The sequence below is a fragment of the Serratia sp. CY37869 genome (assembly GCF_052168895.1).
Lineage (GTDB): Bacteria > Pseudomonadota > Gammaproteobacteria > Enterobacterales > Enterobacteriaceae > Serratia > Serratia ureilytica.
Genome location: NZ_JBJNLU010000005.1, coordinates 104,496 through 129,123 on the forward strand (window position 1 = coordinate 104,496; position 24,628 = coordinate 129,123).

Genomic DNA, 24,628 nt, shown 5'->3' on the forward strand with positions numbered 1-24,628 from the left:
CAGCCAAAAAGCCTCTGGTCTCTGGTTAAGGTACTTGCTTGTTATCGCCCGAACGCCGCAGCCGGCGCTTGATACGCTTAATGTACCGCGCAACCCGCCAGGCGCGCTTGATGCAGTAACCGTACAGGAAGAAGGCAAGCAAGAATAATGCCAACATAACCCACTCAGGGATAAAAGTCAGGCGTTCGCCGATCACGCCCACCGCAGCCAGCAACGCGGCCGCCAGGGTGATCAGCACGAAAGCCTGCCGCGGCGTAAAGCCGGCGCGCATGATCAGGTGGTGAATATGTTGACGATCGGGAGAGAAGGGGCTCATCCCCTTGCGTAAACGACGATACATGATTGCTATCATGTCCATCAGCGGAATAGCGATGATCCACAGCGCGGTCACCGGGTTGATCGAGTGCGCCTTTCCCTGTGAACTTTGCAGCAGCAGCCAAATGGCGGTAAAGCCGATCAGGGTGCTGCCGGCATCCCCCATAAACACCTTATAACGGCGGCCGAGGATGCCGAGATTGAGCAAAATATAGGGAACGATAGTGGCGATCATCGCAAAGCACCAGAACGCCAGCTCATGATGGCCGCTCAGGTACAGCAGCAGGCCCAGCGCCCCGAAGGAGACGCACGACAAACCGCCCAGCAGACCATCGATGCCGTCGACCATATTGAAAGCGTTGATCGCCGCCCATACCGCGAACAGCGTCACCAGATAGCCGAACGGCCCCAGCAGCATCTCCCAGTCACCCAGCACATGGCCGAAGCTGCGCAGATACAGACCGGCGAACACCATCATGGCGATGCCGACCAGCGCCTGCACCAGGGCGCGAATTTTAACGCTGATATCGAAACGATCGTCGAGCGCCCCCACAAACACCAGAATACCGGCGCAGGTGAGATAAAGCTTGGCGTGTGCGATGGGTTGTTCAGAGATCCAAAACGCGAAGCACAACCCGGCATAAACGGAAATACCGCCGACCAGAGGAATCAGCCCCTGATGGCGTTTGCGATAATTGGGTTTATCTACCAGACCAATACGTTTTGCCGCCTTGCGGGCAACAAAGAGAAAAGCCAAAGAAAACAGGAAAACAAATAGAATTTCAGTACTCATAGTGAGTAAGTTCACAGTTAACAGATCTCTGTAGAAGATAAGGCAGCTTACCACGGGCTAAGGCTTGTGCCATTGGCCCCCGCTACCTTTCGGTCATTTCCTATGACAACGGTGATTCATGCCTATTTTCTTCGCATCGACTGACAAAATGACAGCAGCAAAGCCGACCGGCGCGAAACCGACCGACAAACAAGATGAATTCTCAATAAGTCGAGGAAACAACTTACTTTTCCATTACTGCTACTTATCGTATCCGCCAAAAGCGAAAAACGCCACGACTAGGCGTGGCGTTCAGCGAATTTTTTAACGAATTATGAGCGTTTCATCATATCGAAGAATTCATCGTTGGTTTTAGTCATCGCCAACTTATTAATGAGGAACTCCATCGCGTCGATTTCACCCATCGGATGAATGATTTTGCGCAGGATCCACATTTTTTGCAGCTCTTCAGAGGTGGTGAGCAGCTCTTCTTTACGGGTACCGGAGCGGTTGTAATCGATAGCCGGGAATACGCGTTTCTCGGCGATTTTACGCGCCAGATGCAATTCCATGTTGCCGGTACCTTTAAATTCTTCGTAGATCACTTCGTCCATCTTCGAACCGGTATCAACCAGCGCGGTCGCGATAATGGTCAGGCTGCCGCCCTCTTCCACGTTACGCGCCGCACCGAAGAAGCGCTTCGGACGATGCAGGGCGTTGGCGTCCACACCACCGGTCAGCACCTTGCCCGAGGCCGGCACCACGGTGTTGTAGGCGCGCGCCAGACGGGTGATGGAGTCGAGCAGAATGATCACGTCTTTCTTGTGCTCAACCAGGCGCTTGGCCTTCTCGATCACCATTTCGGCCACTTGCACGTGACGCGAAGCCGGCTCGTCGAAGGTCGATGCGATCACTTCGCCTTTCACCAGGCGCTGCATCTCGGTCACTTCTTCCGGACGTTCGTCGATCAGCAGCACCATCAGCACGCAGTCTGGGTGATTGTAGGCGATGCTCTGCGCGATGTTCTGCAGCAGCATGGTTTTACCGGCTTTCGGCGGTGCCACGATCAGGCCACGCTGGCCGCGGCCAATTGGCGCCGCCAGATCCAGTACGCGCGCCGTCAAGTCTTCGGTCGAACCGTTGCCGCGCTCCATCCGCAGACGGGAATTGGCGTGCAGCGGCGTCAAGTTCTCGAACAGGATCTTGCTGCGGGCGTTTTCCGGCTTGTCGTAGTTGACTTCGTTGACTTTCAGCAGGGCAAAATAGCGCTCGCCTTCTTTTGGCGGACGAATCTTACCGGAAATGGTGTCACCTGTGCGGAGGTTGAAGCGGCGGATTTGGCTAGGGGATACGTAGATGTCGTCGGGACCGGCGAGGTAGGAACTGTCTCCAGAGCGGAGGAAACCGAATCCATCCTGCAATATCTCGAGCACGCCGTCGCCGAAGATATCTTCTCCGCTTTTCGCATGTTGCTTCAGAATGGAGAAGATGATGTCCTGCTTGCGCATGCGGGCAAGGTTTTCCAGCCCCATATTTTCGCCGAGAGTAATCAGCTCAGAAACCGGCGTATTCTTTAATTCGGTAAGATTCATAGTGGTGGGTTCTTAAACTCGGGGTATGTCTCGAACTTGTATCGTGAATGGTATGGCAGCGAGATGCGTGCCTGTTTACTGGACGTTCGATCACCGGGCGCAGAGCCGTCGCGGTAAGAAATGGCTTACATCGGGCGCACGCATTGACGGTTGAAGATCGAAGGTACCTTAAAAATGATTTTTGCAAAACCGTTTGATTGCCAAAACACGGGTTGAGTTCAGTTTACTTTCAACGCCGGTGGTTCGACACAGAGTATAGCTTTAGATTCAAACTCTTTAGATTTAAAACTTCGGGCAAGTTCTATATGCAGTGTGGTTAAACTTAACACGCTTCTTGGCAGGCGTCTAGCGGTGAATTGAACATCACCGCCAGGCGCCTGATACTGGGCTTCCCGCCCGATTACAGATTCGCGTTCAGGAAATCTTTGAGCTGACCTTTGGACAACGCGCCAACCTTGGTCGCGGCCACTTCACCGTTCTTGAACAGCAACAGCGTAGGGATGCCACGGATACCGTACTTAGGCGCGGTAGCCGGGTTCTGATCGATATTCAGCTTGGTGATGGTCAGTTTGCCTTCGAACTCTTCGGCAATCTCATCCAGAATCGGAGCAATCATCTTGCACGGCCCACACCATTCAGCCCAGAAATCGACCAGGATCGGCCCTTCCGCTTTCAGCACGTCAGCTTCGAAGCTGCTGTCAGTCAGGTGAATAATTTTATCGCTCATGTTCTACTCCACAGGATTATGTCTACCTTGTTGGTGTAGCATTAACCAACTCAAGGTGATTTTATTGCACCGCGTTTATTTCAACGGATGTGCTTTCGTAAAGCAATAGTTAGCTGATATTCTACCACACTATGAGCAAAACACACTTGACCGAACAGAAGTTTTCCGACTTCGCCCTGCACCCGTTAGTCCTTGAAGCCCTTGAGAAAAAAGGGTTTCACAATTGCACGCCCATCCAGGCGTTAGCATTGCCGCTCACGCTCTCCGGGCGTGACGTTGCAGGTCAGGCGCAAACCGGTACCGGAAAGACGCTGGCGTTTTTGGCGTCTACTTTTCACTATTTGCTGACCCACCCGGCGAAACAGGATCGCCAGACCAATCAGCCGCGCGCCTTGATCATGGCGCCTACGCGTGAACTGGCGGTGCAAATCCACTCCGATGCGGAAGCCCTCTCCCAGAGCACCGGCCTGAAGCTGGGCCTGGCCTACGGCGGCGACGGCTACGACAAACAGCTGAAAGTGCTGGAAAGCGGCGTGGACATTCTGATTGGCACCACCGGCCGTTTAATCGATTACACCAAGCAGAACTATGTCGATCTCGGCGCGATGCAGGTCGTCGTGCTGGATGAGGCCGATCGCATGTACGATCTCGGCTTTATCAAAGACATCCGCTGGCTGTTCCGCCGCATGCCTGCGGCCGATCAACGCCTGAACATGCTGTTCTCCGCCACGCTGTCCTATCGCGTACGCGAACTGGCCTTCGAGCAGATGAACAACGCCGAATATGTTGAAGTGGAACCGGAACAGAAAACCGGCCACCGCATTAAAGAAGAGCTGTTCTACCCGTCCAACGAAGAAAAAATGCGTCTGCTGCAGACGCTGATCGAAGAAGAGTGGCCGGATCGCGCCATCATCTTCGCCAACACCAAGCACCGCTGCGAAGACATCTGGGGCCACCTGGCCGCCGACGGTCACCGCGTCGGCCTGCTGACCGGCGACGTGGCGCAGAAAAAACGCCTGCGCATCCTCGACGACTTCACCAAGGGCAATCTGGATATCCTGGTCGCCACCGACGTCGCCGCGCGCGGTCTGCACATTCCCGCCGTCACGCACGTCTTCAACTACGATCTGCCTGACGACTGCGAAGACTACGTGCACCGCATCGGCCGTACCGGCCGAGCAGGCGCCAGCGGCCACTCCATCAGCCTGGCTTGTGAAGAGTACGCGCTCAACCTGCCGGCGATCGAGACCTATATCGATCACAGCATTCCGGTGAGCAAGTACAACAGCGATGCGCTGCTGACCGATCTGCCGGCACCGAAGCGCCTGTCGCGTCCGCGCGGCGGCAACGGCCCACGTCGCAACTCCGCGCCACGTCGCGGCGGCGCGCCGCGCAGCAACCGTAAACGCTCGAGCTGATCGCCATGCTCAGCTCCAGCACGCTTTATGCTGCCATCGATCTCGGCTCCAACAGCTTCCATATGTTGGTGGTGCGCGAGGTGGCCGGCAGCATTCAGACTCTGGCGCGGATAAAGCGCAAGGTGCGCCTGGCGGCCGGGCTGGATCAGCACAATCACCTGTCGCATGAGGCCATGCAACGCGGCTGGCAGTGCCTGCGGCTGTTCTCCGAACGCCTGCAGGACATCCCGCGCGAGCAGATCCGCGTCGTCGCCACCGCCACCTTGCGCCTGGCGTCCAACGCCGATGAGTTCCTGCAGGCCGCCGAGCAAATCCTCGGCTGCCCGGTGCAGGTCATCAGCGGCGAAGAAGAAGCGCGGCTGATTTATCATGGCGTCGCGCACACCACCGGCGGGCCGGATCGGCGGCTGGTCGTCGATATCGGCGGCGGCAGCACCGAACTGGTCACCGGCACCGGCGCACAGGCATCGCAGCTGTACAGCCTGTCGATGGGCTGCGTCACCTGGCTGGAGCGCTACTTCAGCGATCGCAACCTCGGGCAAGAAAACTTCGAGCGCGCCGAACAGGCCGCGCGCGAAATGGTGCGGCCGATCGCGCCGCAGCTGCGCCAGCAAGGTTGGCAAATCTGCGTCGGCGCTTCCGGCACCGTACAAGCGCTGCAGGAAATCATGGTGGCGCAAGGCATGGATGAACGCATCACCCTGCCCAAGCTGCGCCAATTGAAACAGCGGGCCATTCAGTGCGGCAAGCTGGAAGAGCTGGAGATCGAAGGGTTGACGCTGGAACGCGCGCTGGTCTTCCCGAGCGGCCTGTCCATTCTGCTGGCCATCTTCCAGGAGCTGGGCATCGAAAGCATGATGCTGGCCGGCGGGGCGCTGCGTGAAGGCCTGGTTTACGGCATGCTGCATCTGCCGGTGGAGCAGGATATTCGCATCCGCACCATCCGCAACCTGCAGCGTCGCTACCTGATCGACACCGAGCAGGCCGAGCGCGTCAGCCAGCTCGCCGCCAACTTCTCGCAGCAGGTCGCCAACGAGTGGCAGTTGGATGCGCGATGTCGCGAGCTGTTGCACAGCGCCAGCCTGATCCACGAACTCGGCCTCAGCGTCGATTTCAAGCAGGCGCCGCAACACGCCGCCTACCTGATCCGCCACCTGGACTTACCCGGCTTTACCCCCGCGCAGAAAAAACTGCTGGCCACCCTGCTGCAAAACCAGAGTAACACCCTCGACCTGTCGCTGTTGAACCAGCAAAATGCCCTGCCGCCGCGCACCGCGCAGCGTCTGTGCCGCATTTTGCGCCTGGCGATCATCTTCGCCAGCCGCCGCCGCGACGACACGCTGCCGGCGGTGCGTTTACGCGCCAATCAGGACGATGAACTGACGGTGATCTTGCCGCCGGGTTGGCTGGAGCAGCATCCGCTGTGCGCCGAGGCGCTGGAGCAGGAAAGCCACTGGCAGAGCTACGTCCACTGGACGCTGCGATTGGAAGAACAACGTTGAAATAGCAAGGGCGCGATGAGCGCCCTTTCTTTTTAATTCCCGCCTTTGGCCTTGGCCAGCTGGGCGCGGATATTGGCCAGATGGCTCTGCCCCTTCTGCATCCGCTCCTGCGGGCTCACCACTTTGCGCTCGGTTTCCCACGCCAAATCGTCCTGCGGCAGCTCCAGCAGGAATCGGCTCGGCTCCGGCCGCACCAACTCACCGTACTGACGGCGTTCGCGGCACAGGGTGAAGATCAGCTCTTTTTGCGCGCGGGTGATCCCCACATAGGCCAGACGCCGCTCTTCATCGACATTGTCTTCGTCGATGCTGCTCTGGTGCGGCAGCAGCCCCTCTTCCATGCCCACCAGGAACACGTAGGGGAACTCCAACCCTTTGGAAGCGTGCAGCGTCATCAGCTGCACCTGATCCAGCTCCTCTTCGCTTTCACCGCGCTCCATCATGTCGCGCAGGGTGAAGCGCGTCACGACCTGGGTCAGCGTCATCGGCTCGTCCAAATCGTTGCCTTCCAGCATCTCCGTCATCCAACCGAACAGCGTATTGACGTTCTTCATCCGCATTTCGGCGGCCTTCGGGCTGGTCGAGGTTTCAAACAGCCAGCTTTCATAATCCACGCCGCGGATCAGATCGCGCACCGCCGCCACCGGCTCACGCTCCGCCTGTTGGGCGATGCCGCCCAGCCAGTGGGTGAAGCGCTGGAGCGATTCCAGCCCGCGCCCGGTCAAGTGCTGGCTCAGCCCCAGATCGAAACTGGCGTGGAATAAACTCTTGTTGCGCTGGTTGGCCCATTCGCCGAGCTTCTGCAGCGTCGCCGGACCGATCTCGCGCTTGGGGGTATTGACGATGCGCAGGAAGGCGCTGTCGTCGTCCGGGTTGGTCAGCACGCGCAGGTAGGCCAGCAGATCCTTGATCTCGGGGCGAGAGAAGAACGACGTGCCGCCGGAAATCTTGTACGGGATGCGGTTCTGCATCAGCATCTTTTCAAACACCCGCGACTGGTGGTTGCCACGGTAGAGAATCGCATAGTCGCCGTAGTTGGTTTTTTTCACGAAGTGGTGGGCGATCAGTTCCCCCACCACGCGCTCGGCTTCGTGATCCTCGTTGTTGGCGGTCACCACCTTCAGCTCTTCGCCATACCCCAGCTCGGAAAACAGCCTTTTTTCAAACACGTGCGGGTTATTGGCGATCAGGATATTGGCCGCCTTTAAAATGCGCTCGCTGGAACGGTAGTTTTGCTCCAGCTTGATCACCTGCAGCGCCGGGAAATCTTCCTTCAGCAGCACCAAGTTCTGCGGCCGCGCGCCGCGCCAGGAGTAAATCGACTGGTCGTCGTCGCCCACCACGGTAAAGCGCGCGCGATGGCCCACCAGCAGCTTCACCAGCTCGTATTGGCTGGTGTTGGTATCCTGATACTCATCCACCAGCAGATAGCGGATGCGCTGCTGCCAGCGTTCACGCACCTCTTCGTTGCGTTGCAGCAGCAGCGTCGGCAACAGGATCAAATCGTCGAAGTCCAGTACGTTACACGCCCGCATATGGGCGTGGTAAAGACCGTAGCAATGGGCGAACAGCTTGTCGCGCTCCGAGCGCGCCAACTCTGCCGCCCGCTGGGGATCGATCAGGTCGTTTTTCCAGTTGGAGATGGTCGAAATCAGCTGCGCCACCAGCGTCTTATCGCTTTCCAACCACTTTTCGGTCAGCTCTTTCAGCAATGCCAGCTGATCCTGGTCGTCGAACAGCGAGAAGTTGGACTTCATGCCCAGCGCCACATATTCCCGCTTGATGATCTCCAGCCCCAGGGTGTGGAAGGTGGAAATCATCAGCCCACGCGCCTCTTTGCGTCCCAGGGTTTGCGACACGCGCTCTTTCATCTCGCGCGCGGCTTTGTTGGTAAAAGTCACGGCGGCGATGTGCCGCGCCTGATAGCCGCAGTGGTGGATCAGGTGGGCTATCTTATTAGTGATAACGCGCGTCTTGCCAGAGCCGGCACCGGCCAACACCAGGCAGGGCCCGGTAACGAATTCGACGGCTTGTTGTTGGCTGGGGTTTAATCGCATGGCGCTGACTTGCTCGACTGTAAAACGTGGAAGGGAATTGTAGCAGAAAGCGCCGATGAGATTTAGCGGGTATAATCAGCGCAATTTTCGCATCGACAAAGGCAATACCATGGCAAAAACGGCGTGCGCCCTGCACATTCTGGTAGACAATGAAAAGCTGGCCAACGAGCTGCTGGCCAAGCTTAAGCGTGGCGTCAGCTTCGACACGCTGGCGCGCAAATACTCGAGCTGCCCGTCAAAACGCAACGGCGGCTCGCTGGGCGAATTCAACAAAGGCGCAATGGTGCCTGCGTTCGATAAAGCGGTGTTCAGCATCCCGCTGCTCAAACCTTACGGCCCGGTCAAAACCCAGTTCGGTTACCATATCATCAAGGTGCTGTACCGCAACTGAGGGGGCCTGAGCCCCCTGCCACGAATTACTGCGCGCCAGCGGCGTCCGTCGCCGGCGAAGCGACTGCGGTGTCCGCCGGTTTGGCTTCTTCCGTCACCACCGCCGGCGGCGGCATCATGATGCCGTTATAGGTATCCTGCAGCTGCTTCATGCTCATTTCCGGCTCGCCCTTCGGCTGCATCAGCACCAACGTCGCGTCCTGAGACAACTGCAGCTTCAGCGCCTGATTCAACGTCTCCAGCGTCAGGCTGGACAGGAATTCCTGGCGCAACTTCTGGTACAGCTCCGGCGCGATATCCACCACCCCGCTCTGCTGCGACCGCAGACGCTGGCTCATCAGCACGTCGGTGTCGGTACGGGCGTAGGTCGCGAACAGCTTGCTCAGCTGATCGTTTTTCTGCGCCAGCAGCGCATCGAATTCCTCTTTCGACAGGCCGTTGTCCCGCACGTTGGCCAGTTCGCGGGCAATGAAGCCCAGGCTGCCGTTCAGGTTGTTGTTCGGCGTATCCAGGTGGATGGCGCACTGCCCGCGCTGGTACTGCACACGGCAGTCAAAGCCCAAATGCAGGTTTTTCTGGTCGCTTTTTTCCAGCGTCTGCTGGAGGTGCCAGAACAACGCCTCGCGGGCGAGATCGCCACGCCAGTAGCGCAGCAGGCTTTGCGAATCGCGAATCGGGTGCCACGGCGAATCCCACATGATCGACAGCGTATCCTGCTTCACCTGCTCGCTGATCAGGCTCACCGGCTGCTGCGGCAGCGGCGTCAGGGTCGGCATCGGAGCCGGGGTTTCACGTTTGCCCTGCAGCGGCGAGAAAGCCTTGTTGATCTGCTCGCCCAGGCTGCGGCTGTCAACCTTGCCGACCACGAACAGCGTCATGGCGTCCGGTGTGTACCACTGCTGATAGAATTTCTTCAACTGCTCAAGGTTGACCGGCCGTTTCGCCGGCTGCGCCGGATCGTGCGCCAGCAGCGTCGAGCCTTTCAGGCGGTAACGCCACCAGGCGTCTTTAGTATTGGGTGGGAAAGTGCCGACCGGATTGATGCTGGAATTCATCACCGCGTGCACCGTGTGCTCGTCGATCGCCAGTTTGCCGGTCGTGTCCGCCAGCCAGGCCAGCGCTTCTTTCAGCAGATCGGGCCGGTTGTTCGGCAAGCTGAGGTTATACATGGTGAAATCGTACGAGATGATAGCCGGCGGCAGCGGCCGCTCGTTATCTACGCTCTGCTGCCACAGCGCCCGCAGCTGCGGCGCCGTGAAGCTTTCGCTGCGCGTCAACGCCAGCCGCGGCAACAGGTGGGCAAAGCCGGTCTGCTGCGAAGACTCCACCAAAGAGCCGGTATTGACGATCAGCCGCAGTTCCACGCGGTCGCTCGGCCGCTGAGGCGTATCGAGAATCTGCCATGAAAACCCGTTGGCCAGCGCCCCCTGCTGCCAGGCAGGATCGGGTTGTAGTGCTTCAGCCTGCACGCTGCCACTGGCTGCCGCCAGTAGCAGCCCACCAACTATAAGATGAATTCTGGTGCCCTGCATGTGAACCCCTACTTAATGACTATCCAATTTCTTATGCAAATGCGTGTATTCCATTCAATGGAATCATAAAAATACGCCCTGAGTTTCACGGTGGGGCGGAAAGCAGAAAGTGTACCATCGTGTTAGACCGCGCGCCTTTGCGGATGTCACTCATTAGAGTGAAAAATAATAGATTGCGGGGTTTTTAATGCAAAAAATCGTTACGAGGCAGGGGAAGAAGCTCACCGGCCGCGGATGCGACCGGTGATTTACCGCCGAAATCAGGCGGAAGGCAGCGTTTTGTCCGCGCCGGTATTTTTGTTGTTCAGGGTGTCTTTCAGCTGCTTCTCATCCAGCTGATTACACCATTTGGCCACGACCACGGTCGCCACGCCATTGCCCACCAGGTTGGTCAGCGCGCGGGCTTCCGACATAAAGCGGTCGATGCCGAGGATCAGCGCCAGGCCGGCCAGCGGCAGGTGGCCCACGGCGGAGATGGTGGCGGCCAACACGATAAAGCCGCTGCCGGTCACGCCCGCCGCCCCTTTGGAGGAGAGCAGCAACACCACCAGCAGGGTAATCTGATGCATGATATCCATGTGGGTGTTGGTCGCCTGAGCGATAAACACCGCGGCCATGGTCAGGTAGATAGAGGTGCCGTCCAGGTTGAAGGAGTATCCGGTCGGGATCACCAGACCCACCACCGATTTCTTGCAGCCCAACTTCTCCATTTTATCCAGCATGCGCGGTAGCGCGGATTCAGACGACGAGGTCCCCAGCACGATCAGCAGCTCTTCTTTGATGTAGTTGACAAATTTGAAGATGCTGAAGCCGTTGGCGCGGGCGATGCTGCCCAACACCACCACCACGAACAGGATGCAGGTGATATAGAAGCACACGATCAGCTGGCCGAGTTGCACCAGCGTGCCGACGCCGTATTTACCGATGGTAAACGCCATGGCGCCGAAGGCCCCCAGCGGCGCCAGACGCATGATCATGTTGATGATGCCGAAAATCACCCGCGAGAAGCTGTCGATCACGTTGTAGATCAGCTGCCCTTTGTCGCCCAGACGATGCAGGGCGAAGCCGAACAGTACCGCGAACAGCAGCACCTGAAGAATGTTGCCGCTGGCGAACGCGCCGATCACGCTGCCGGGGATGATGTCCAGCAGGAACGGAATGATGCCCTGCTGCTGCGCCTGCTCGGCGTAGATCGCCACCGCTTTGGCGTCCAGCGTACCGGGATCGACGTTCATGCCGGCGCCCGGTTGCACCAGGTTGACGATCACCAGGCCGATAATCAGCGCGAGGGTGCTGACGATTTCAAAATACAGCAGCGCGATGGCGCCGGTGCGCCCCACCGCCTTCATGCTTTCCATGCCGGCGATGCCGGTCACCACGGTGCAGAAAATCACCGGGGCGATAATCATCTTGATCAGTTTGACGAAGCCATCGCCCAAGGGTTTCATCTGGGCGCCGAGGTCAGGGTAGAAGTGGCCAAGCAGGATACCCAGCGTGATCGCCGTCAGCACCTGAAAATAGAGGCTCTTAAAAATTGTTGTTTTCATATGAACATCCTATGGGGGGAAGACACGCACCAGGCGGCAGTCTAAAAATCCAGCCTGTTCATTGCTTGCGCGGAAAATAACACCCACTTAACAACATGGAAATAATTTGTTGCACCCACCCCTCAGGGTTGATGTGAATTTAAGAGCTGAAACGCGTCAGTCCGGGTGCAAAGCTGAAAATTGCGTAAGCCTTTGTTTGCACTAACGCAAAAGAGGTATGAGGGGAATAGCGATTTTCGGACGAGGAAAAGTACCGGAAAGGTATCGCGACGCTCACCGCGCCGCGCGGCAAAACTCGGCTTCGAACGCTTCGCGCGGCAGCGGCCGGGCGAACAGGAATCCCTGCCCACTGCGAATGCCGTGCTGCAGCAGCCAGTCGCGCTGCTCGGCGTTTTCCACGCCTTCGGCCATCACCGGCAACGCCAGCACTTCAGAGATTGAACTGACGATGCGCACCATCGCATCGTCGGCCGGCAGCCCCTGAATGAAACTGCGGTCGATTTTAATCAAATCGATCGGCAGGGATTTCAACCGGTTCAGGTACTCCAGGCTGGAGTAGCCCATGCCGAAGTCGTCCAACGCGATCGACAGCCCCAGATCGTGCAGCTCGCGCAGCAGCGCCAGCGCGCGGTCGAGATCGTCGATGCGTACCGTCTCGGTGATCTCCAGCAGCAGCTTGCGCGGATCGATTCGATACTGCGCCAGCAGATTTTTCAGATGCGGAACAAACGCCTCGTCCTGCATCTGAATGCCGGAAACGTTGACCGCCAGCGGCAGCGCAATGCCGCGCTGCTGCCAGTCCGCCAGGATACGGCAGGACTCTTCCAGCACCCAGTTGCCGAGCGGCACAATCACGCCCAGCTCTTCCGCGAGCGGAATGACGTCGGCCGGCAGGGTATAGCTGCCGTCGTACTGCTGCCAGCGCAGCAACGCTTCTGCGCCAATCACCTCGTTGGACTGCATGTCGATCTGTGGCTGCAGGAACAGCGTGAAATGCCGCTGCTCAATGCCGTGCAGGATCTCGCTCTCCTGCGTCAATCGCTTCTGCGTGCGCTCCGTCAGGCTGGGTTCGAAGAACAGGATCTGATTTTTCCCTTCGCGATGCGCGGACATCATCGCCGAGGTGGCGCTACGCAGCAGCTGTTCCGCACTCTCCCCCTGATTGAGGTAGTGGGCGATGCCGATGCTGGCGTTGGGCCGCAGCGCCAGTCCTTCCAGCGTCAACGGCGCGTTGATCTCCGCCATGATGCGCCGCGCCAGCTGCATAGCGTGGAACGGCCGCTCGATGCCCTTGGCCAGGATGGCGAATTCGGTATTGCTCAGCTGTGCCAGCACGCCGTTTTCGTCGATGCAGCCGCGCAGCTTCTTCGCCAGCGCCAACAGCAATGCCTCGCGCATCGCCGGGCTCATCACGCCCGACGCTTCATGCAGCGTCTCGATGCCGATCACCAGCAGGTTAAAACGCTCGGGGCGCAGGCTGGAGGCGATATGCTGTTCCAGCAACGCGTTCAGCAAGGCCGGGTTCGGCAGTTCGGTCACCGGGTGGCGGGTGCTCAGGCGGCTCATGTCGGCATGCGCCTTGGCCAGCGTCTGTTGATTGCGGTTGTAATTGCGCACCAGCAGGCCGAGCTCATCATCCTGGTGCAGCGCCGGCAGCATCAGTTGATGATAGGGCGCTTCGTCCTGCGAGATGTTCTCCAGCTCTTTGGCCATCGCGCGCAGCGGATGCACCATCAGCCGGTTCATGCACCAGGTGATGGACACCGACAGGATCAGCGCCAGCAGCAGGTAGGTCGACAGCATGGTCGACAATATGCTGAGGATAAACTGATACATGCGGAACGAATCGGCCTGCAGCACCAGGTAGGCCAGCGGCTGCTGGTTGGCCGGCACCCGTTCCAGCGAATAGAGCGGCACGGATATTTGGATAGGCAGTTCAAACAGCCGGGCGATCAGCGTCGGCACCGGCCGCTCCGGCGGGAAATTGGCGTGCAGCGCCTGAAACTCGTTCGGCAAGACGATATCCGCCCGGCTGAGAATGCCGACCGGCAACAGCGTGTTCAGCACCCTTTTGGCTTCCGGCACGTCCATGCGCAGCACCGCCTCCGCCAGCGGCTGGCGCACGGAGTGGGCGATATTCTCCAGTTGCTGGGCGTAGTCATCCCTGCGCTGCTGCACAAAGTGGAATAACTGGATCACGATAAAGATGCAGATCGTAACCAGCGCCACGCCGGACACTGTCGCCATCTGCTTAATCGTTAACGAACGCCTGACCCGCAAACCTGCTCTCCGTGAAATCGGGCTGAAACAAAAAAGGGGGCTGACTCTCACCCGCCCCCTCGAACCGGGCTGAGTATACTCGATCATCGGCTGTTTTTATCTGGCTATGCCGCAGGCAAAACCAAGAAAATCGCGGGTTTCAGTCTTTTCCTAAAGCGAACAAACGCGACCCGCACACAGGGTAACAAAACTCCCCGGCGTCCGACACTCCGAATCTTTCCCCCTTCCGGCTACTTGAAGTCGGCGTAAGGCGTCAGCGGCTGCGGCGGCAAATCGAGATCCCCTTGCCAGCCGGCCAGGGAATAACGCAGATAAATCAACGCGTGGCTCGGCGTATAGTCCTTCGCCTGTTGAATGTCGATGCCGGCGCCGAGCGTCCAGTGCGAACTGAGACGGCGTTCGACGATCGCCCGCAGGGTATAACCGACGCCGCTCGAGGAGCTGCCGTCCTCGACGGCGAACTTATCGGGCAACGAATCCGGGATCAGTCCCTGCAGCGGATAGCGGCGCTGGCTGTCGGTTTTGGAATGGGACAGCGAAACCGAACCGCCCAGCTCCCACGACCAGTTCTCGGTGCGCTGACGGTAGTTGACCGGCAGCGACAGCGACAGATATTGCTGCGGGCTGTAATAGCCGCCCTGCCCCAGCGAATAGCCGCTCAAATCCTTCTGGTAGTGCCACAGCATGGTATTGAGCCCAACGCTCAGGCGGCGATTGTCTTCGTTGATCAGCTTGTAGTAGTAACCGGCCATCAACCGCTGCCGCTGGTTGTCCGCCACGTTCTTGCCGGTGAGCTGGTGCGCGCTGAGATCGGCCCACACGCCGTTCGCCTCGCCGCGATCGTAGCTGGCGCTCAGACTGACGCCGGTGGCGCGCACGCCGCCCCAGGTAGTGCCGGTATTCGGATCCTTGGCGCCGCCAAACGCCAGCAGCGAGCTGGAGATCGGCCGCCGCGAGGCCGCCAGCGTCCAGCCGATGTGGTTCCAGTCGCCGCTGTAGGCCAGGCCGCCGGTCCAGTCGACCACCTCAAAGCCCATCGGCGTCGTGCCGATGTCGGCGGCCCAGCGATCGTTTTTCCAGCCGGCCGCCACGCTGGTGCCGGTGGTTTTCTGGTGTTCATCGCCGCGGCACCCTTGCGTGTGGCAGGTGCCGAAGGTTTCGTAGTACTTGCCGCTGCCGTCGGTCGAGAAGCGGCCGGCATCCAGCTGCACGGTGTCGGTACGCAAAAAGGCGCGCCCGTCATACAGCGGCATGTCCACCTGCAGCATGGTGTCGTGCGCGTTGAAGTCGGAAATGCCGCCGGTGCCGCTCGAGCGCCAGTAATCGTGATCGAGCGTGACGTTCACGTCTTGCTGTCGATACAGATCCGCGGCGTCGGAGCGGATGCCGCGTTTCAGCCAGTCGTCGCTCGGATTATTGCGCGTCAAATAGGTGTAGCCGTCATTATCCTGCGGCAGCGTCGGCGTGATGCCGCCGGCCACCATCGCCTGGCGGTAATCCTGCTGCGCCCGCTCAGGCTGTTGCTGAGCCCGTTCCAGCCGGGCGGCGTCACGATAAACAAGCGCCTTGGTCTGCCCGGCGGGCTCCGAAGCCGCCGCCGTTTTCAGCCGGCTGAAGAGCGCGTCGGCCTGCTGCGGATCGCCGACCGCGCCCCAGGCGTTGGCGACCCGCCGTTGGCTGTTGAGCGAAGCGTCTTGCGGCTGCGGTTCGGTTTTCAGCCGCTGACGCGCCGCGTCCAGATCCCCCTGCGCCACATAGGCTTCGATCTCGCCCAGCTGCGCATCCGGGTTGTTCGGTTCACGCCGTTTCACCCGCTGATAGTCGTCCAGCGCCGCCGCATACTCCCCGCGCGCCAGCGCCCAGTCGGCGAGCAGCAAATCGATGCGGGTGTCCGCCGGCTGCCGACGCAGATAGGCTTCCGCCGCCGCTTCGTCACCGGCGGCCCGCAGCCGTTCGGCATGCTCGATTACCGCCTGCATTTTCAGCCGCTGCGCCAGTTCGCGCATGTTGTCGTTCCATTGCGCCGCAGGCAGCGTATTGAGCTGCGCCAGCGCCTGCCTGTCGCGATCGCTGCCGGAAAGATAGAGCGCATAGGCGTAGGTCAGCTGCGGATTGGCGTGCTGGCGCTGCGTCAGCTGCCGGAATAAGGCGTCCGCCTGTTGCGGCTGCCCGGCCTGACGCAGCGCCTGGGCATAGCGATAGGTCAGCCAGACATCGTCGGGCGCCATCGGCTGGGCGCGCCGATAGATTTCCGCCGCCTGCTGCCACTGTTGCTGCTGCGCCAGCGTCTCCGCCTGCTGTTTCAACCTGTCGAGCCGCAGCCCATCGAGAGTGCTGCGCAGCTTGGCCTGCTGGCTGCGCGGCAGGCCGTCAAGGTAGGCCAGCGCTTTTTCCGGCGACTGGCGTTGATAGATATTCACCAGGCCGCGCAGCGCGCTGCCGTTGCCGGGATCGCGCCGCAACGCCTGCTGATAAAACCCTTCCGCCGCGGCGTCATCCTTGCTCGCCACCGCCACATCGCCCAGGCCGATAAACGCATCGCCGTCGCTGTCGTCGAGCTGGCGCGCCTGTTGATATTTCTGCCGAGCCAGCGCGAGATTGCCGGCCTTGAGCGCTTTGTCGCCCTCGTCGATCGCCAGCCAGTAGCCGGTGCTCTTAATCAGGCTCTGCCATTTGCCGCTGCCGTAGCCATTCTTGTCGGCCGCCAGCGCCTGGCGAAACAGCTTCAGCGCCTGCGGGCGGTCACCGGCGCGTGAATAGGCCTGGCCGAGCGCGCCCAGCACCTCGGCGTCGTTCGGCGTCGCCGCCAACGCCTTTTGCAACTCAGGAATGGCTGCCCGGCTGCCGCCTTTATCCACCTGTGCTAGGCCGCGCACCCGCGCCTGATAAGCCGGATCGGCCAACAGTTTCTGCTGTCTGGCCAGCTCTTCACGGGCGCTGGTCGCCTGATCGCCGGTGTCGAACACGCCGAGGAAACGGTTGAGCGCCGCTACGCTCTGCGCGCTGACCGGCATCGCTTTGACCTTGTCCAGCCACAGATCGGCGGCATCGCCGCGCCCGGCCGGATCGGCGGCGATCTTCTGCAGCAGTTCATAGGCCTGCGCGTCCTGATTCTGGCTGAACAGCATGCGCGCCAGCGACATGCGCAGCGCCGCGTTGCCGGAATATTGCTGATCCAGCGCCTGCAGCTGCTTTAACGCCTTCGCCTCCTGTCCCGGCAAGCGCGCCACCAGCCGCCAGTATTCCACCGCCAGATCGAGCGTCGGCGGCTCGCCGTGGAACAGCGCATCGTACTGCGCCTTGGCCTCCGGCAACCGGCCGGCGGTCGCCATCAGGCGCGCCTGCTGCAGCTTTTGCCGGGTTTCCGGCTGGGTCAGCAGCATGTTCATTTGCGCCTGGCGATAAGCGCTGGACTGCGGCGCGAGCGTTTTCAGCTTGTCCAACTGCTGCTGCGCCAGCGCCATGTTGCCCTGCCGCAGCGCCAAACGCATGCGCGCGGCGATCACGTCCGGGTTGTTCGGATCCATCAGTTCGAGCCGGTACAGCGATTGGCGCACCAGATCGTCCTTGTTGCCGGCCTCGCCAATGCGCACCTGCTCCAGCAGCCACTGCTCCGGCGCCACGGCCTCCGCAGCGCGCGCCTGCGGCAGCATCGCCAGACTCAGCGGAATCAAATTCAGCCAGTTTATTTTGAAGTTGTGCATTGGCCGTCCCACGAGGGTTGCAGTTCACCCTGACGATTAAAGCGATAACGTTGTTGATCCCACCCCTGGCCGAACAGCGTCAGCGAGGCGCTGAAATAGGCGTCGTCACCCGGCGGGTGTTCGCCGATCCGTTGCCGCTGGGCCGCCAGCGCGTCGGCCTGCGCCGCCAACATCGGCAACATCGCGGCGGAAAAGCCGACCGGGCCGTCGCCGGTGGTTTTGCCGCTGGCGGTATCGGTTTTCTCCGGCGGCACGCCCTGGCTGGCGGTGAGCTGCGCCATCGGCTGGAAGCGTTTGAGCAGCGCCGCCTTGTGTTCATCGTCGTCCGCCAGCATGCCGGCCCACAGATAGACCCGAATGGCGTCGTAGCTGCCGACGTTCGGCTTGACGGTGTCCGGCTGCCAGCCGGCGCCGACCCGCCATACCACCCAGTCCGGCGAGAAGCCGTGCGGCGCGGTCTCCAACCACAGCCGCTGATTGATCTCGCGCATCGCGCGCCACGGGCCGTTCAGCGCCGCAAAACGCGTCAACAGCTGCGGCGGCAGGTAGCTGGGGTTCAGCCGCCAGCGATCTTCCGCCACGAACCCGACTTTGCCTGGCAGCAGCATCAGCCCCAGGCCGGGGATGTCGGCCACTTCCTCGCGGCCGATGCGCTGCAACAGCAGCGTCCCCAGGGTTTGATAACGCCGGCTTTTCCACAGGCGGCCGGCTTCGAGCAGGTTATAAGCGATCCACAGATCGGCGTCCGACGCCGAGTTGGCGTCCAGCACCTTCCACTGCTTGTCGTCGCCCTCGCCCCACAGCCAGGCGGGTAAACGGGCGCTGAGATCGCCCGCCGCCAGGTTGTTCTCCGTCCAGGTCAACAGCTGGTCGAAGGTCGGCCGGTCATTGGCCACCAGGGCGAAGAACAGGCCGTAACTCTGCCCCTCCGACGTGGTGATTTTGTTCGGGCTGCTCGGATCGATCACCCGCCCCTGCGGGCTGATGTAGAACTGCTTGTACTGTTGCCAGCCCGGCCATTCGCAGGCCGCCGCCGCGCTGAAAGCGCACAGCAGCAGCATGCCGAGCGACAGGCGTTGCAGCATCGCGTTCACCGCCGTCAATCCCGATCTTCAGGCGCCAGACGCCGCCGGCTGAAGGCCTTCAGGCCGCGCCACAGCATCAACCCCAGGATCACCACCAGCACCACCGCGAGCACCGCCAGCAGGACCGGATGCGTGGAGAGGGCATACCAAAGCCGCTCCCACCAAGGCAGGTGACCGACATAGTAAACATCGCCGACGCGCAGGCTGTTGACCCCCGATTCGCGGATCACCGCCACCGAGCCGAACACCGCGGCGCGCTTGCCGCTGTCCAGCAGGGCATTGTTCAGCAGCTCATAGCCGCGCGGGCTGTCCGCCAACAGCGCCACGATGCTGCGCTGGTCGTTGAACGGCGACTGCACGCCAATGATCGCCGACATCGCCCCCTCGGAACTGACGGTGGTCTTGCTGTCCGGCTTGGCGTCCTCCGCCAGCACTTCCGAGCTGGGCAGCGGCGGTTGGCGCGTCGGCTGTTTCACCCAGCTTTGGGTCGCGTCCACCAGCAGGCTGATTTTCTTGTCGTCGCGCAGCGCCTGCGGAATGGTGCCGACCATCAGGATATCGTCGTCACGATCCTTGGCCTGCGACCAGTCGTCGCTCAGCGTAAAGGCCAGCGCCGGGTAGCCGGTTTGCGCGCCGATCACGCCGAGCGCATTCAGCAGCGCACTGACCTGTGCCGGCTGCGGTTTCTGGTTCACCAACACCAGCGTTTGTGACAGATCCGCCAGGCGGCTGAACGGGAAGCCGGCGTTGGCGAAGGCGCGCAGGTCCGGCATCGCCATAAAGTGGCGGTAGCCGGAGAAATCGATGGTAGACGCGCCGTCGATCACCGCGTGGTTTTGCGTGAAGGAGTAGGTTTCGCAGCGCCCTTCCGCGCCGCTGGCCAGCAGCGTGGTGTAGTCAAAGTCAAAGCGCAGCTGGTTGGTCGCACCCAGCCGCAGCGCCGGGATACTGACGTTCTTGTCTGAGTCGAGCAGCCCCTGCGTCAACGGCAGGCGCAGCAGCTGCGCCCCCTGTTCGTGTTCCGGCACCAGCGAGTAGGCCTGCACGAACTGGTTGTTCAGGCTGACGCTCAGCCGCGAACCGTCCTGAATGCGCGGCGCGGTATAACGGTACTTGAGGTGCATATCGATGCCGGTGCTGCGGATCAGGAACAGATCCGGCGGCAGGTTCATGGTCAGCGAGATCGGGCCGGGCTCGATGCCGCTGGTTTGCAGCTGTTCGGCGTATTGCTGCAGTTCGGCGAAGGTCATCGGCCGATCGGTGCGCACCCAGTTCGGCGCGTCGTAAGGCTGGCGCGGCGCCAGCTGTTCCACCTTGTCCACCGTCACGTTCTGGCCGCGGAACAGGATGTTGCCCTGCGCAATGCCCTTCACCGCGGTGATCAAATCGTTGTCGTCACGCCCCTGAATCAGCAGCAGTTTGACGTACGGATTGTCGGGGTGGCTGATCATCTCCACCGTCGGGCCGTTGACCGCCGGATAATCGCGCAGGAAATCCGGACGCTGCTGGTTGGTGGCGAACACCACCGCGTGCTGCGTCGGCAGCACGTTATACAGCGTCGGGAAGGATTGCCCGCGCCACTGCGCCTTGCTGCCGAACCAGGAAGCCAGAATGCCCGCCGCGCGCTGCTGGGCCAGATCCGGCTGGCCGGCGAACACCATCGGCAGCGTCAGCGGCCGATTATCGCGGCTGTCGAAGAACGGCTCAGGGAAGTGCGACAGCTCGTTTTTCACCGGCAGCGTCTGGAAGCGCAGCTTCAGCGCGCTGGATTTGCTGACGTCGAGCCACAGCGAGGTGCTGGCCGGGTTTTCGCAGATGTTCTGATAATGGCCGACGAACACCAGCCGGACGCGGTTAAAATCGGTGATATAGCGCGGATCGATCGCCATCTGGATGCGATTGGGCTTGCCCAACTGCTCCTTGGCGATCGTGGTCACGCCCATCAGCTCGTCGTTCAGGTAGACTTTGACGTGCGACTCCACCGGGATCAGCGCCGGCGACGGCGTAAATTCCAGGTCGAGCATCGCCTGCGAGACCACCTCATCGCTGCGCACGCCGAATTCGATCTGCCCGTCCGGCCGGGTGCCGCGCAGAACAAAGGTGCCCGGCGGCGGCGCTATCTGCGCGAACGGCAGCGACACGTCGCGCACCGGCGCATTCGGATCCTGCGGCGCGGTCGCCGTATCGGCCGCCGCAGCGATCGGCGGCTGGGCCGCCACGGTCGGCGCGGTGGCGGTTTCGGCCTGCGACAGGGTGCTGATGCCTAAGGCCAGAGCAGTTAACCAGGTTATTTTTCTCGTCATCGTATCATCATCAATGTTGGAGCCTGTTCACCGGGCGAGTGAGCGGGCGGTTGAACTCGCAGCTAACCCACGGTTTCTTGTTGACCCAAGGTCGGATCCCTGCCGACGCCGCGCGGAATAAACGACACTACCCAGGCGGTCAGCGACGTGACCCCGACCAGCAGACCGCGTACCAGCGGCGGCGCGTAGTCCGCCATGCGCACATAGCCGCGGAAGCCCAGCGCCAGCACGTCGCGCAGGCTTTCGATCGGCCGGTCTTCAGGGAACCCGTCCTGCCACAGCGCCCAGGTATCGGCGCGGGCGAAGGTGCACTGAATAAAATCGATGTGTTCGCGGGTGGAAAGACTGACCAGACGCACCCCCACCTTGTTGCCGAAGGCGCGCGTCACCACGCAGGGGAAGCTGTACTCCTGCTGGCCGCGTTTGAGCAGCAGCGAGGCCTTGTCGCCTTCTTTCAACGTGTCCGCCACCCGCATCTCGATGCCCACGCCGCCATCGGAGTAATCGCGCAGCGTGCAGGGGTAGAGGTGGCCGTCGGCACGCGCGATCGCCGCCGGCATGGCGATCTCCACGCGGTGCGCCTGACGCACCTGTTTGGCTTCCACCGCCACCGCCACCGCGCCGCCGAGAATGGTCATGTTGTACAGCACCCACACCAGGCTGATGATCACCGTCATCACCTCGTCCGTCGGGCCATAGGCCAGCCGCCAGGCGCCGAACGCCAGCCCGGCGAGGTTAAGAACCACCAGAAACATGTAAGGCCGGGTGATCACCCAGTCGACGTGCTCCTCCTCCACCAGCCCGCCCTTGGCGGTCACGTTGAATTTGCCCTTGTGCGGATTGAACAGCGCCACCGTCGTCGGCCGCGCGATATACCAGGCCAACACCGTTTCATAGATTTCGCTCCAGAACGAATGGCGGTATTTCCCCTGGATGCGCGAGTTGGTCAGGCTGGCGTGGATCATGTGCGGCAGCACGTAAAGCGCGATCGCCAGCGCCGGCGCGAAGATGATGTAGGCATGCAACAGCAAAAACGCCAGCGGCGTGGTGAGGAAGATCAGCCGCGGGATGCCCGACAGGAAGTGCAGCATGGCGTTGGCGTAGCACAGGCGCTGCGCCAGTTTCAGCCCCTTGCCCAGCAACGGGTTGTCGAGCCGGAAGATCTGCACCATGCCGCGCGCCCAGCGAATGCGCTGGCCGATGTGCGCCGACAGGCTTTCGGTCGCCAGCCCGGCGGCCTGCGGAATGCGGATATAGGCCGAGGTATGCCCGCGTCGGTGCAAACGCAGCGAGGTATGGGCGTCTTCGGTGACGGTTTCCACCGCAATGCCGCCGATTTCGTCCAGCGCGCTGCGGCGCAGGATGGCGCAAGAGCCGCAGAAGAAGGTGGCGTCCCACATGTCGTTGCCGTCCTGCACCAGCCCGTAGAACAAAGTGCCCTCGTTGGGCGTCTGACGGAAGCGGCCAAGGTTGCGCTCGAAGGGATCCGGCGAGAAGAAGTGGTGCGGGGTCTGCAGCATCGCCAGCTTTTTGTCTTTGAAGAACCACCCCATGGTCAGCTGCAGGAAGGAGCGCGTCGGGACATGGTCGCAGTCGAAAATCGCCACGAACTCGCCGGTGGCCTGCTTCAGCGCGTTGTTGATGTTGCCGGCCTTGGCGTGTTCGTGAGTCGGCCTGGCGATGTACTTCACTCCCACCTCGGCGGCGAACGCCCGGAACTCGGGGCGATTGCCGTCATCAAGGATATAGATGTTCACTTTCTCTTTCGGCCAGTCGATGCCCAGCGCCGCATAGATGGTGGGCTTCACCACCCCGAGGTCTTCGTTGTAGGTCGGCACCATCAGATCGATGGTCGGCCAGGTGGCGCTGTCTTCGGGCAACGGCACCGGCTGGCGGTTAAGCGGCCAGATAGTCTGGAAATAGCCCAGCACCAACACCACCCAGGCGTAAGTTTCCGCCACCAGCAACAGCAGGCCGCATACCAGGCTGAGCGGATCGTCCCAGTTCAGCGTGGCGGTATAGCGCCACCACAGGTAACGGCAGGAGACGGTCAACGACAGCACGATCAGCATCAACGCAGGCAAGCGCCCCGGCACCCGTCGCACCACCATCGCGATCCCCCACAGCAGCAGAACGAACACGAACTGCGCCGACAGATCGAACGGTTGCGAGATGCACAGCATGGCGAGGATCGCCGCCAGCACGCCGACCAGAATGAACAGCGCGCGCCGCAATCCGCGGTTCATGCGGCCGAGTCGCTCTACCGAGCGCTGTTCCACGCCGGCGTTTTTCAGCCGCTGCGGCAAGCCCTGCAGCCAGTCGGCATAGCGCTGCTGCAGCCGCCGCCAACCGGCGAAATAATCGCGCTGCACCGGCGCGCGGCCGCTGCGGAACAGCAGCAGCCACGCCCCCTGCAGCAAATAGCGCAGCGCATCCGCCGGACGGGGGCGTTCGGCGGACAGATGCGGGAACCAGTAAGCGCGGCCGGCGCGCACGCGCCGCCAGGCCGGTGACTCCAAACGCAGCAGCATCCACCCCAGCGCCACCAACAGCGTAGTGAAAAAGGCGGTCAGCGCCGACGCCCCGCTGCGGCGATAGGCGCGGTAACGCGCCTGCACCGCCTGGCGCACCGGCGGCACCAGCAGCAGGCTCAGCACCCGACTCATGGCGCAATGCCCCGTTTGAGGTTGATCAGGCACCAGTTGGCCAGCGTCAGCACTTCATCCGCCGCCAGGCTCTCGGGGCGGTACTCGCCCAGCGGCTGTTTGGCCGCCAGCGCTTCCGCCAGCGCTTCATCGCGGTGGATAACCACCGGCAACAGGCCGCTCAGCGTTTGCAGCCACAGCTGATGCAAATCCTGCTGCAGCCGGCTGGCCGAAGAGTAATGGTTAATCAGGAAATGACTTGCGTGCGGCAGCGCCTGCTGATGGAGCCGCACCTGACAGTTGGCGTCGGGGTTCAACAGCACGAACACGCTGTCGGCCAGTTGCAATGCCTGCTGCGCCAAAACGCCATCCCCGACCGGGACGTCCAGCAGGATCCAGCGCTGCGGATCGCCGGCCATCAGCTGGCGCAAATTATCGCGCCAGCGATCGGGATGCGCCTGACACCGATGTTGCACTTCCAGCCGTTCCGCCGCATTCAGGCGGCCAAACGGTAAAAAGTCGAGGTTTTCGCAATAACGCAGCGCGCCTTCCCGCCAACCGCCGCCGTCCTGTTCCGCGCGTGCCCAGCCGCGCGCCAGTTCGAACGGCGTGTTGAAATGCAGGCGCAGCAGATTGTCCGGCGTAAAGTCTATCGCCAGCACCGACTCGCCAAGCTGGCGCAACGCCCAGGCGAGCGCCGCCGTGACTGACGTCGTCCCCATTCCACCCCGCAACCCTTGCAGCGCGATCGCCGGCATA

At 61.3% G+C, this 24,628-nt stretch carries 15 protein-coding genes; 3 read left to right on the forward strand and 12 right to left on the reverse strand.

Features of this window, described 5'->3' with window-relative positions; translation table 11 throughout:
• Window positions 1-25: 25 nt before the first annotated feature.
• The 3 genes from wecA to trxA form a co-directional block, all read right to left on the reverse strand.
• On the reverse strand, window positions 26-1,123 hold the full coding sequence (wecA, locus tag ACJ8J1_RS22030) for a UDP-N-acetylglucosamine--undecaprenyl-phosphate N-acetylglucosaminephosphotransferase (protein WP_025160399.1): 1,098 nt from the start codon (window positions 1,121-1,123) through the stop codon (window positions 26-28).
• Window positions 1,124-1,419: 296 nt separating this feature from the next.
• On the reverse strand, window positions 1,420-2,679 hold the full coding sequence (rho, locus tag ACJ8J1_RS22035; RefSeq protein WP_004934188.1) for a transcription termination factor Rho: 1,260 nt from the start codon (window positions 2,677-2,679) through the stop codon (window positions 1,420-1,422).
• Window positions 2,680-3,079: 400 nt separating this feature from the next.
• Window positions 3,080-3,406: a thioredoxin TrxA gene (trxA, locus tag ACJ8J1_RS22040; protein ID WP_004934187.1), complete on the reverse strand. Its 327-nt coding sequence runs from the start codon at window positions 3,404-3,406 to the stop codon at window positions 3,080-3,082.
• A gap of 131 nt (window positions 3,407-3,537) precedes the next feature.
• On the opposite strand from trxA, the gene rhlB reads away from it, so the two are divergent.
• Both rhlB and ppx read left to right on the forward strand, forming a co-directional pair.
• Window positions 3,538-4,824: an ATP-dependent RNA helicase RhlB gene (gene rhlB, locus ACJ8J1_RS22045; RefSeq protein WP_033645045.1), complete on the forward strand. Its 1,287-nt coding sequence runs from the start codon at window positions 3,538-3,540 to the stop codon at window positions 4,822-4,824.
• Window positions 4,825-4,829: 5 nt separating this feature from the next.
• Complete coding sequence (ppx, locus tag ACJ8J1_RS22050) at window positions 4,830-6,326, forward strand: exopolyphosphatase (protein WP_442520428.1); 1,497 nt, start codon at window positions 4,830-4,832, stop codon at window positions 6,324-6,326.
• 32 nt (window positions 6,327-6,358) lie between these two features.
• On the opposite strand, the gene rep is transcribed toward ppx, so the two are convergent.
• Window positions 6,359-8,383 (reverse strand): DNA helicase Rep, encoded by a 2,025-nt coding sequence (gene rep / locus ACJ8J1_RS22055; protein WP_033645047.1) that lies wholly within the window; start codon window positions 8,381-8,383, stop codon window positions 6,359-6,361.
• A gap of 109 nt (window positions 8,384-8,492) precedes the next feature.
• Between rep and ppiC the strand changes: the two genes are divergently transcribed.
• Window positions 8,493-8,774 (forward strand): peptidylprolyl isomerase PpiC, encoded by a 282-nt coding sequence (gene ppiC / locus ACJ8J1_RS22060; protein WP_004934175.1) that lies wholly within the window; start codon window positions 8,493-8,495, stop codon window positions 8,772-8,774.
• A gap of 25 nt (window positions 8,775-8,799) precedes the next feature.
• On the opposite strand, the gene ACJ8J1_RS22065 is transcribed toward ppiC, so the two are convergent.
• The 8 genes from ACJ8J1_RS22065 to bcsQ all read right to left on the reverse strand — a co-directional run bounded on the left by ACJ8J1_RS22065 (window position 8,800) and on the right by bcsQ (window position 24,627).
• Window positions 8,800-10,305: a M16 family metallopeptidase gene (locus tag ACJ8J1_RS22065; protein WP_033645048.1), complete on the reverse strand. Its 1,506-nt coding sequence runs from the start codon at window positions 10,303-10,305 to the stop codon at window positions 8,800-8,802.
• Between the two features lie 260 nt (window positions 10,306-10,565).
• Complete coding sequence (locus tag ACJ8J1_RS22070) at window positions 10,566-11,852, reverse strand: dicarboxylate/amino acid:cation symporter (protein WP_033645049.1); 1,287 nt, start codon at window positions 11,850-11,852, stop codon at window positions 10,566-10,568.
• A 273-nt stretch (window positions 11,853-12,125) separates the two neighbouring features.
• Window positions 12,126-14,132: a biofilm formation regulator HmsP gene (gene hmsP, locus ACJ8J1_RS22075; RefSeq protein WP_033645050.1), complete on the reverse strand. Its 2,007-nt coding sequence runs from the start codon at window positions 14,130-14,132 to the stop codon at window positions 12,126-12,128.
• 230 nt (window positions 14,133-14,362) lie between these two features.
• Window positions 14,363-17,836 carry a cellulose synthase complex outer membrane protein BcsC gene (bcsC, locus tag ACJ8J1_RS22080; protein WP_033645051.1) on the reverse strand — a complete coding sequence of 1,158 codons (3,474 nt, stop codon included), beginning with the start codon at window positions 17,834-17,836 and terminating at the stop codon, window positions 14,363-14,365.
• Window positions 17,818-18,930, reverse strand: a complete 1,113-nt coding sequence (bcsZ, locus tag ACJ8J1_RS22085; protein ID WP_080273430.1) for a cellulose synthase complex periplasmic endoglucanase BcsZ — start codon at window positions 18,928-18,930, stop codon at window positions 17,818-17,820. The genes bcsC and bcsZ overlap by 19 nt, the downstream gene beginning before the upstream one ends.
• Before the next feature lie 5 nt (window positions 18,931-18,935).
• Window positions 18,936-21,224 carry a cellulose biosynthesis cyclic di-GMP-binding regulatory protein BcsB gene (bcsB, locus tag ACJ8J1_RS22090; protein ID WP_033645052.1) on the reverse strand — a complete coding sequence of 763 codons (2,289 nt, stop codon included), beginning with the start codon at window positions 21,222-21,224 and terminating at the stop codon, window positions 18,936-18,938.
• 62 nt (window positions 21,225-21,286) lie between these two features.
• Window positions 21,287-23,890 (reverse strand): UDP-forming cellulose synthase catalytic subunit, encoded by a 2,604-nt coding sequence (gene bcsA / locus ACJ8J1_RS22095; protein WP_442520429.1) that lies wholly within the window; start codon window positions 23,888-23,890, stop codon window positions 21,287-21,289.
• On the reverse strand, window positions 23,887-24,627 hold the full coding sequence (bcsQ, locus tag ACJ8J1_RS22100) for a cellulose biosynthesis protein BcsQ (RefSeq protein ID WP_033645054.1): 741 nt from the start codon (window positions 24,625-24,627) through the stop codon (window positions 23,887-23,889). The genes bcsA and bcsQ overlap by 4 nt, the downstream gene beginning before the upstream one ends.
• Between the last annotated feature and the right edge of the window lies 1 nt (window position 24,628).

Excerpts from the sequence above, each read along its gene's own strand:
- rho (WP_004934188.1), bottom strand. The coding sequence starts at position 2,679 with ATGAATCTTACCGAATTAAAGAATACGCCGGTTTCTGAGCTGATTACT.
- trxA (WP_004934187.1), bottom strand. The coding sequence starts at position 3,406 with ATGAGCGATAAAATTATTCACCTGACTGACAGCAGCTTCGAAGCTGAC.
- rhlB (WP_033645045.1), top strand. The coding sequence starts at position 3,538 with ATGAGCAAAACACACTTGACCGAACAGAAGTTTTCCGACTTCGCCCTG.
- ppx (WP_442520428.1), top strand. The coding sequence starts at position 4,830 with ATGCTCAGCTCCAGCACGCTTTATGCTGCCATCGATCTCGGCTCCAAC.
- rep (WP_033645047.1), bottom strand. The coding sequence starts at position 8,383 with ATGCGATTAAACCCCAGCCAACAACAAGCCGTCGAATTCGTTACCGGG.
- ppiC (WP_004934175.1), top strand. The coding sequence starts at position 8,493 with ATGGCAAAAACGGCGTGCGCCCTGCACATTCTGGTAGACAATGAAAAG.
- ACJ8J1_RS22065 (WP_033645048.1), bottom strand. The coding sequence starts at position 10,305 with ATGCAGGGCACCAGAATTCATCTTATAGTTGGTGGGCTGCTACTGGCG.
- ACJ8J1_RS22070 (WP_033645049.1), bottom strand. The coding sequence starts at position 11,852 with ATGAAAACAACAATTTTTAAGAGCCTCTATTTTCAGGTGCTGACGGCG.
- bcsC (WP_033645051.1), bottom strand. The coding sequence starts at position 17,836 with ATGCACAACTTCAAAATAAACTGGCTGAATTTGATTCCGCTGAGTCTG.
- bcsB (WP_033645052.1), bottom strand. The coding sequence starts at position 21,224 with ATGACGAGAAAAATAACCTGGTTAACTGCTCTGGCCTTAGGCATCAGC.
- bcsA (WP_442520429.1), bottom strand. The coding sequence starts at position 23,890 with ATGAGTCGGGTGCTGAGCCTGCTGCTGGTGCCGCCGGTGCGCCAGGCG.
- bcsQ (WP_033645054.1), bottom strand. The coding sequence starts at position 24,627 with ATGCCGGCGATCGCGCTGCAAGGGTTGCGGGGTGGAATGGGGACGACG.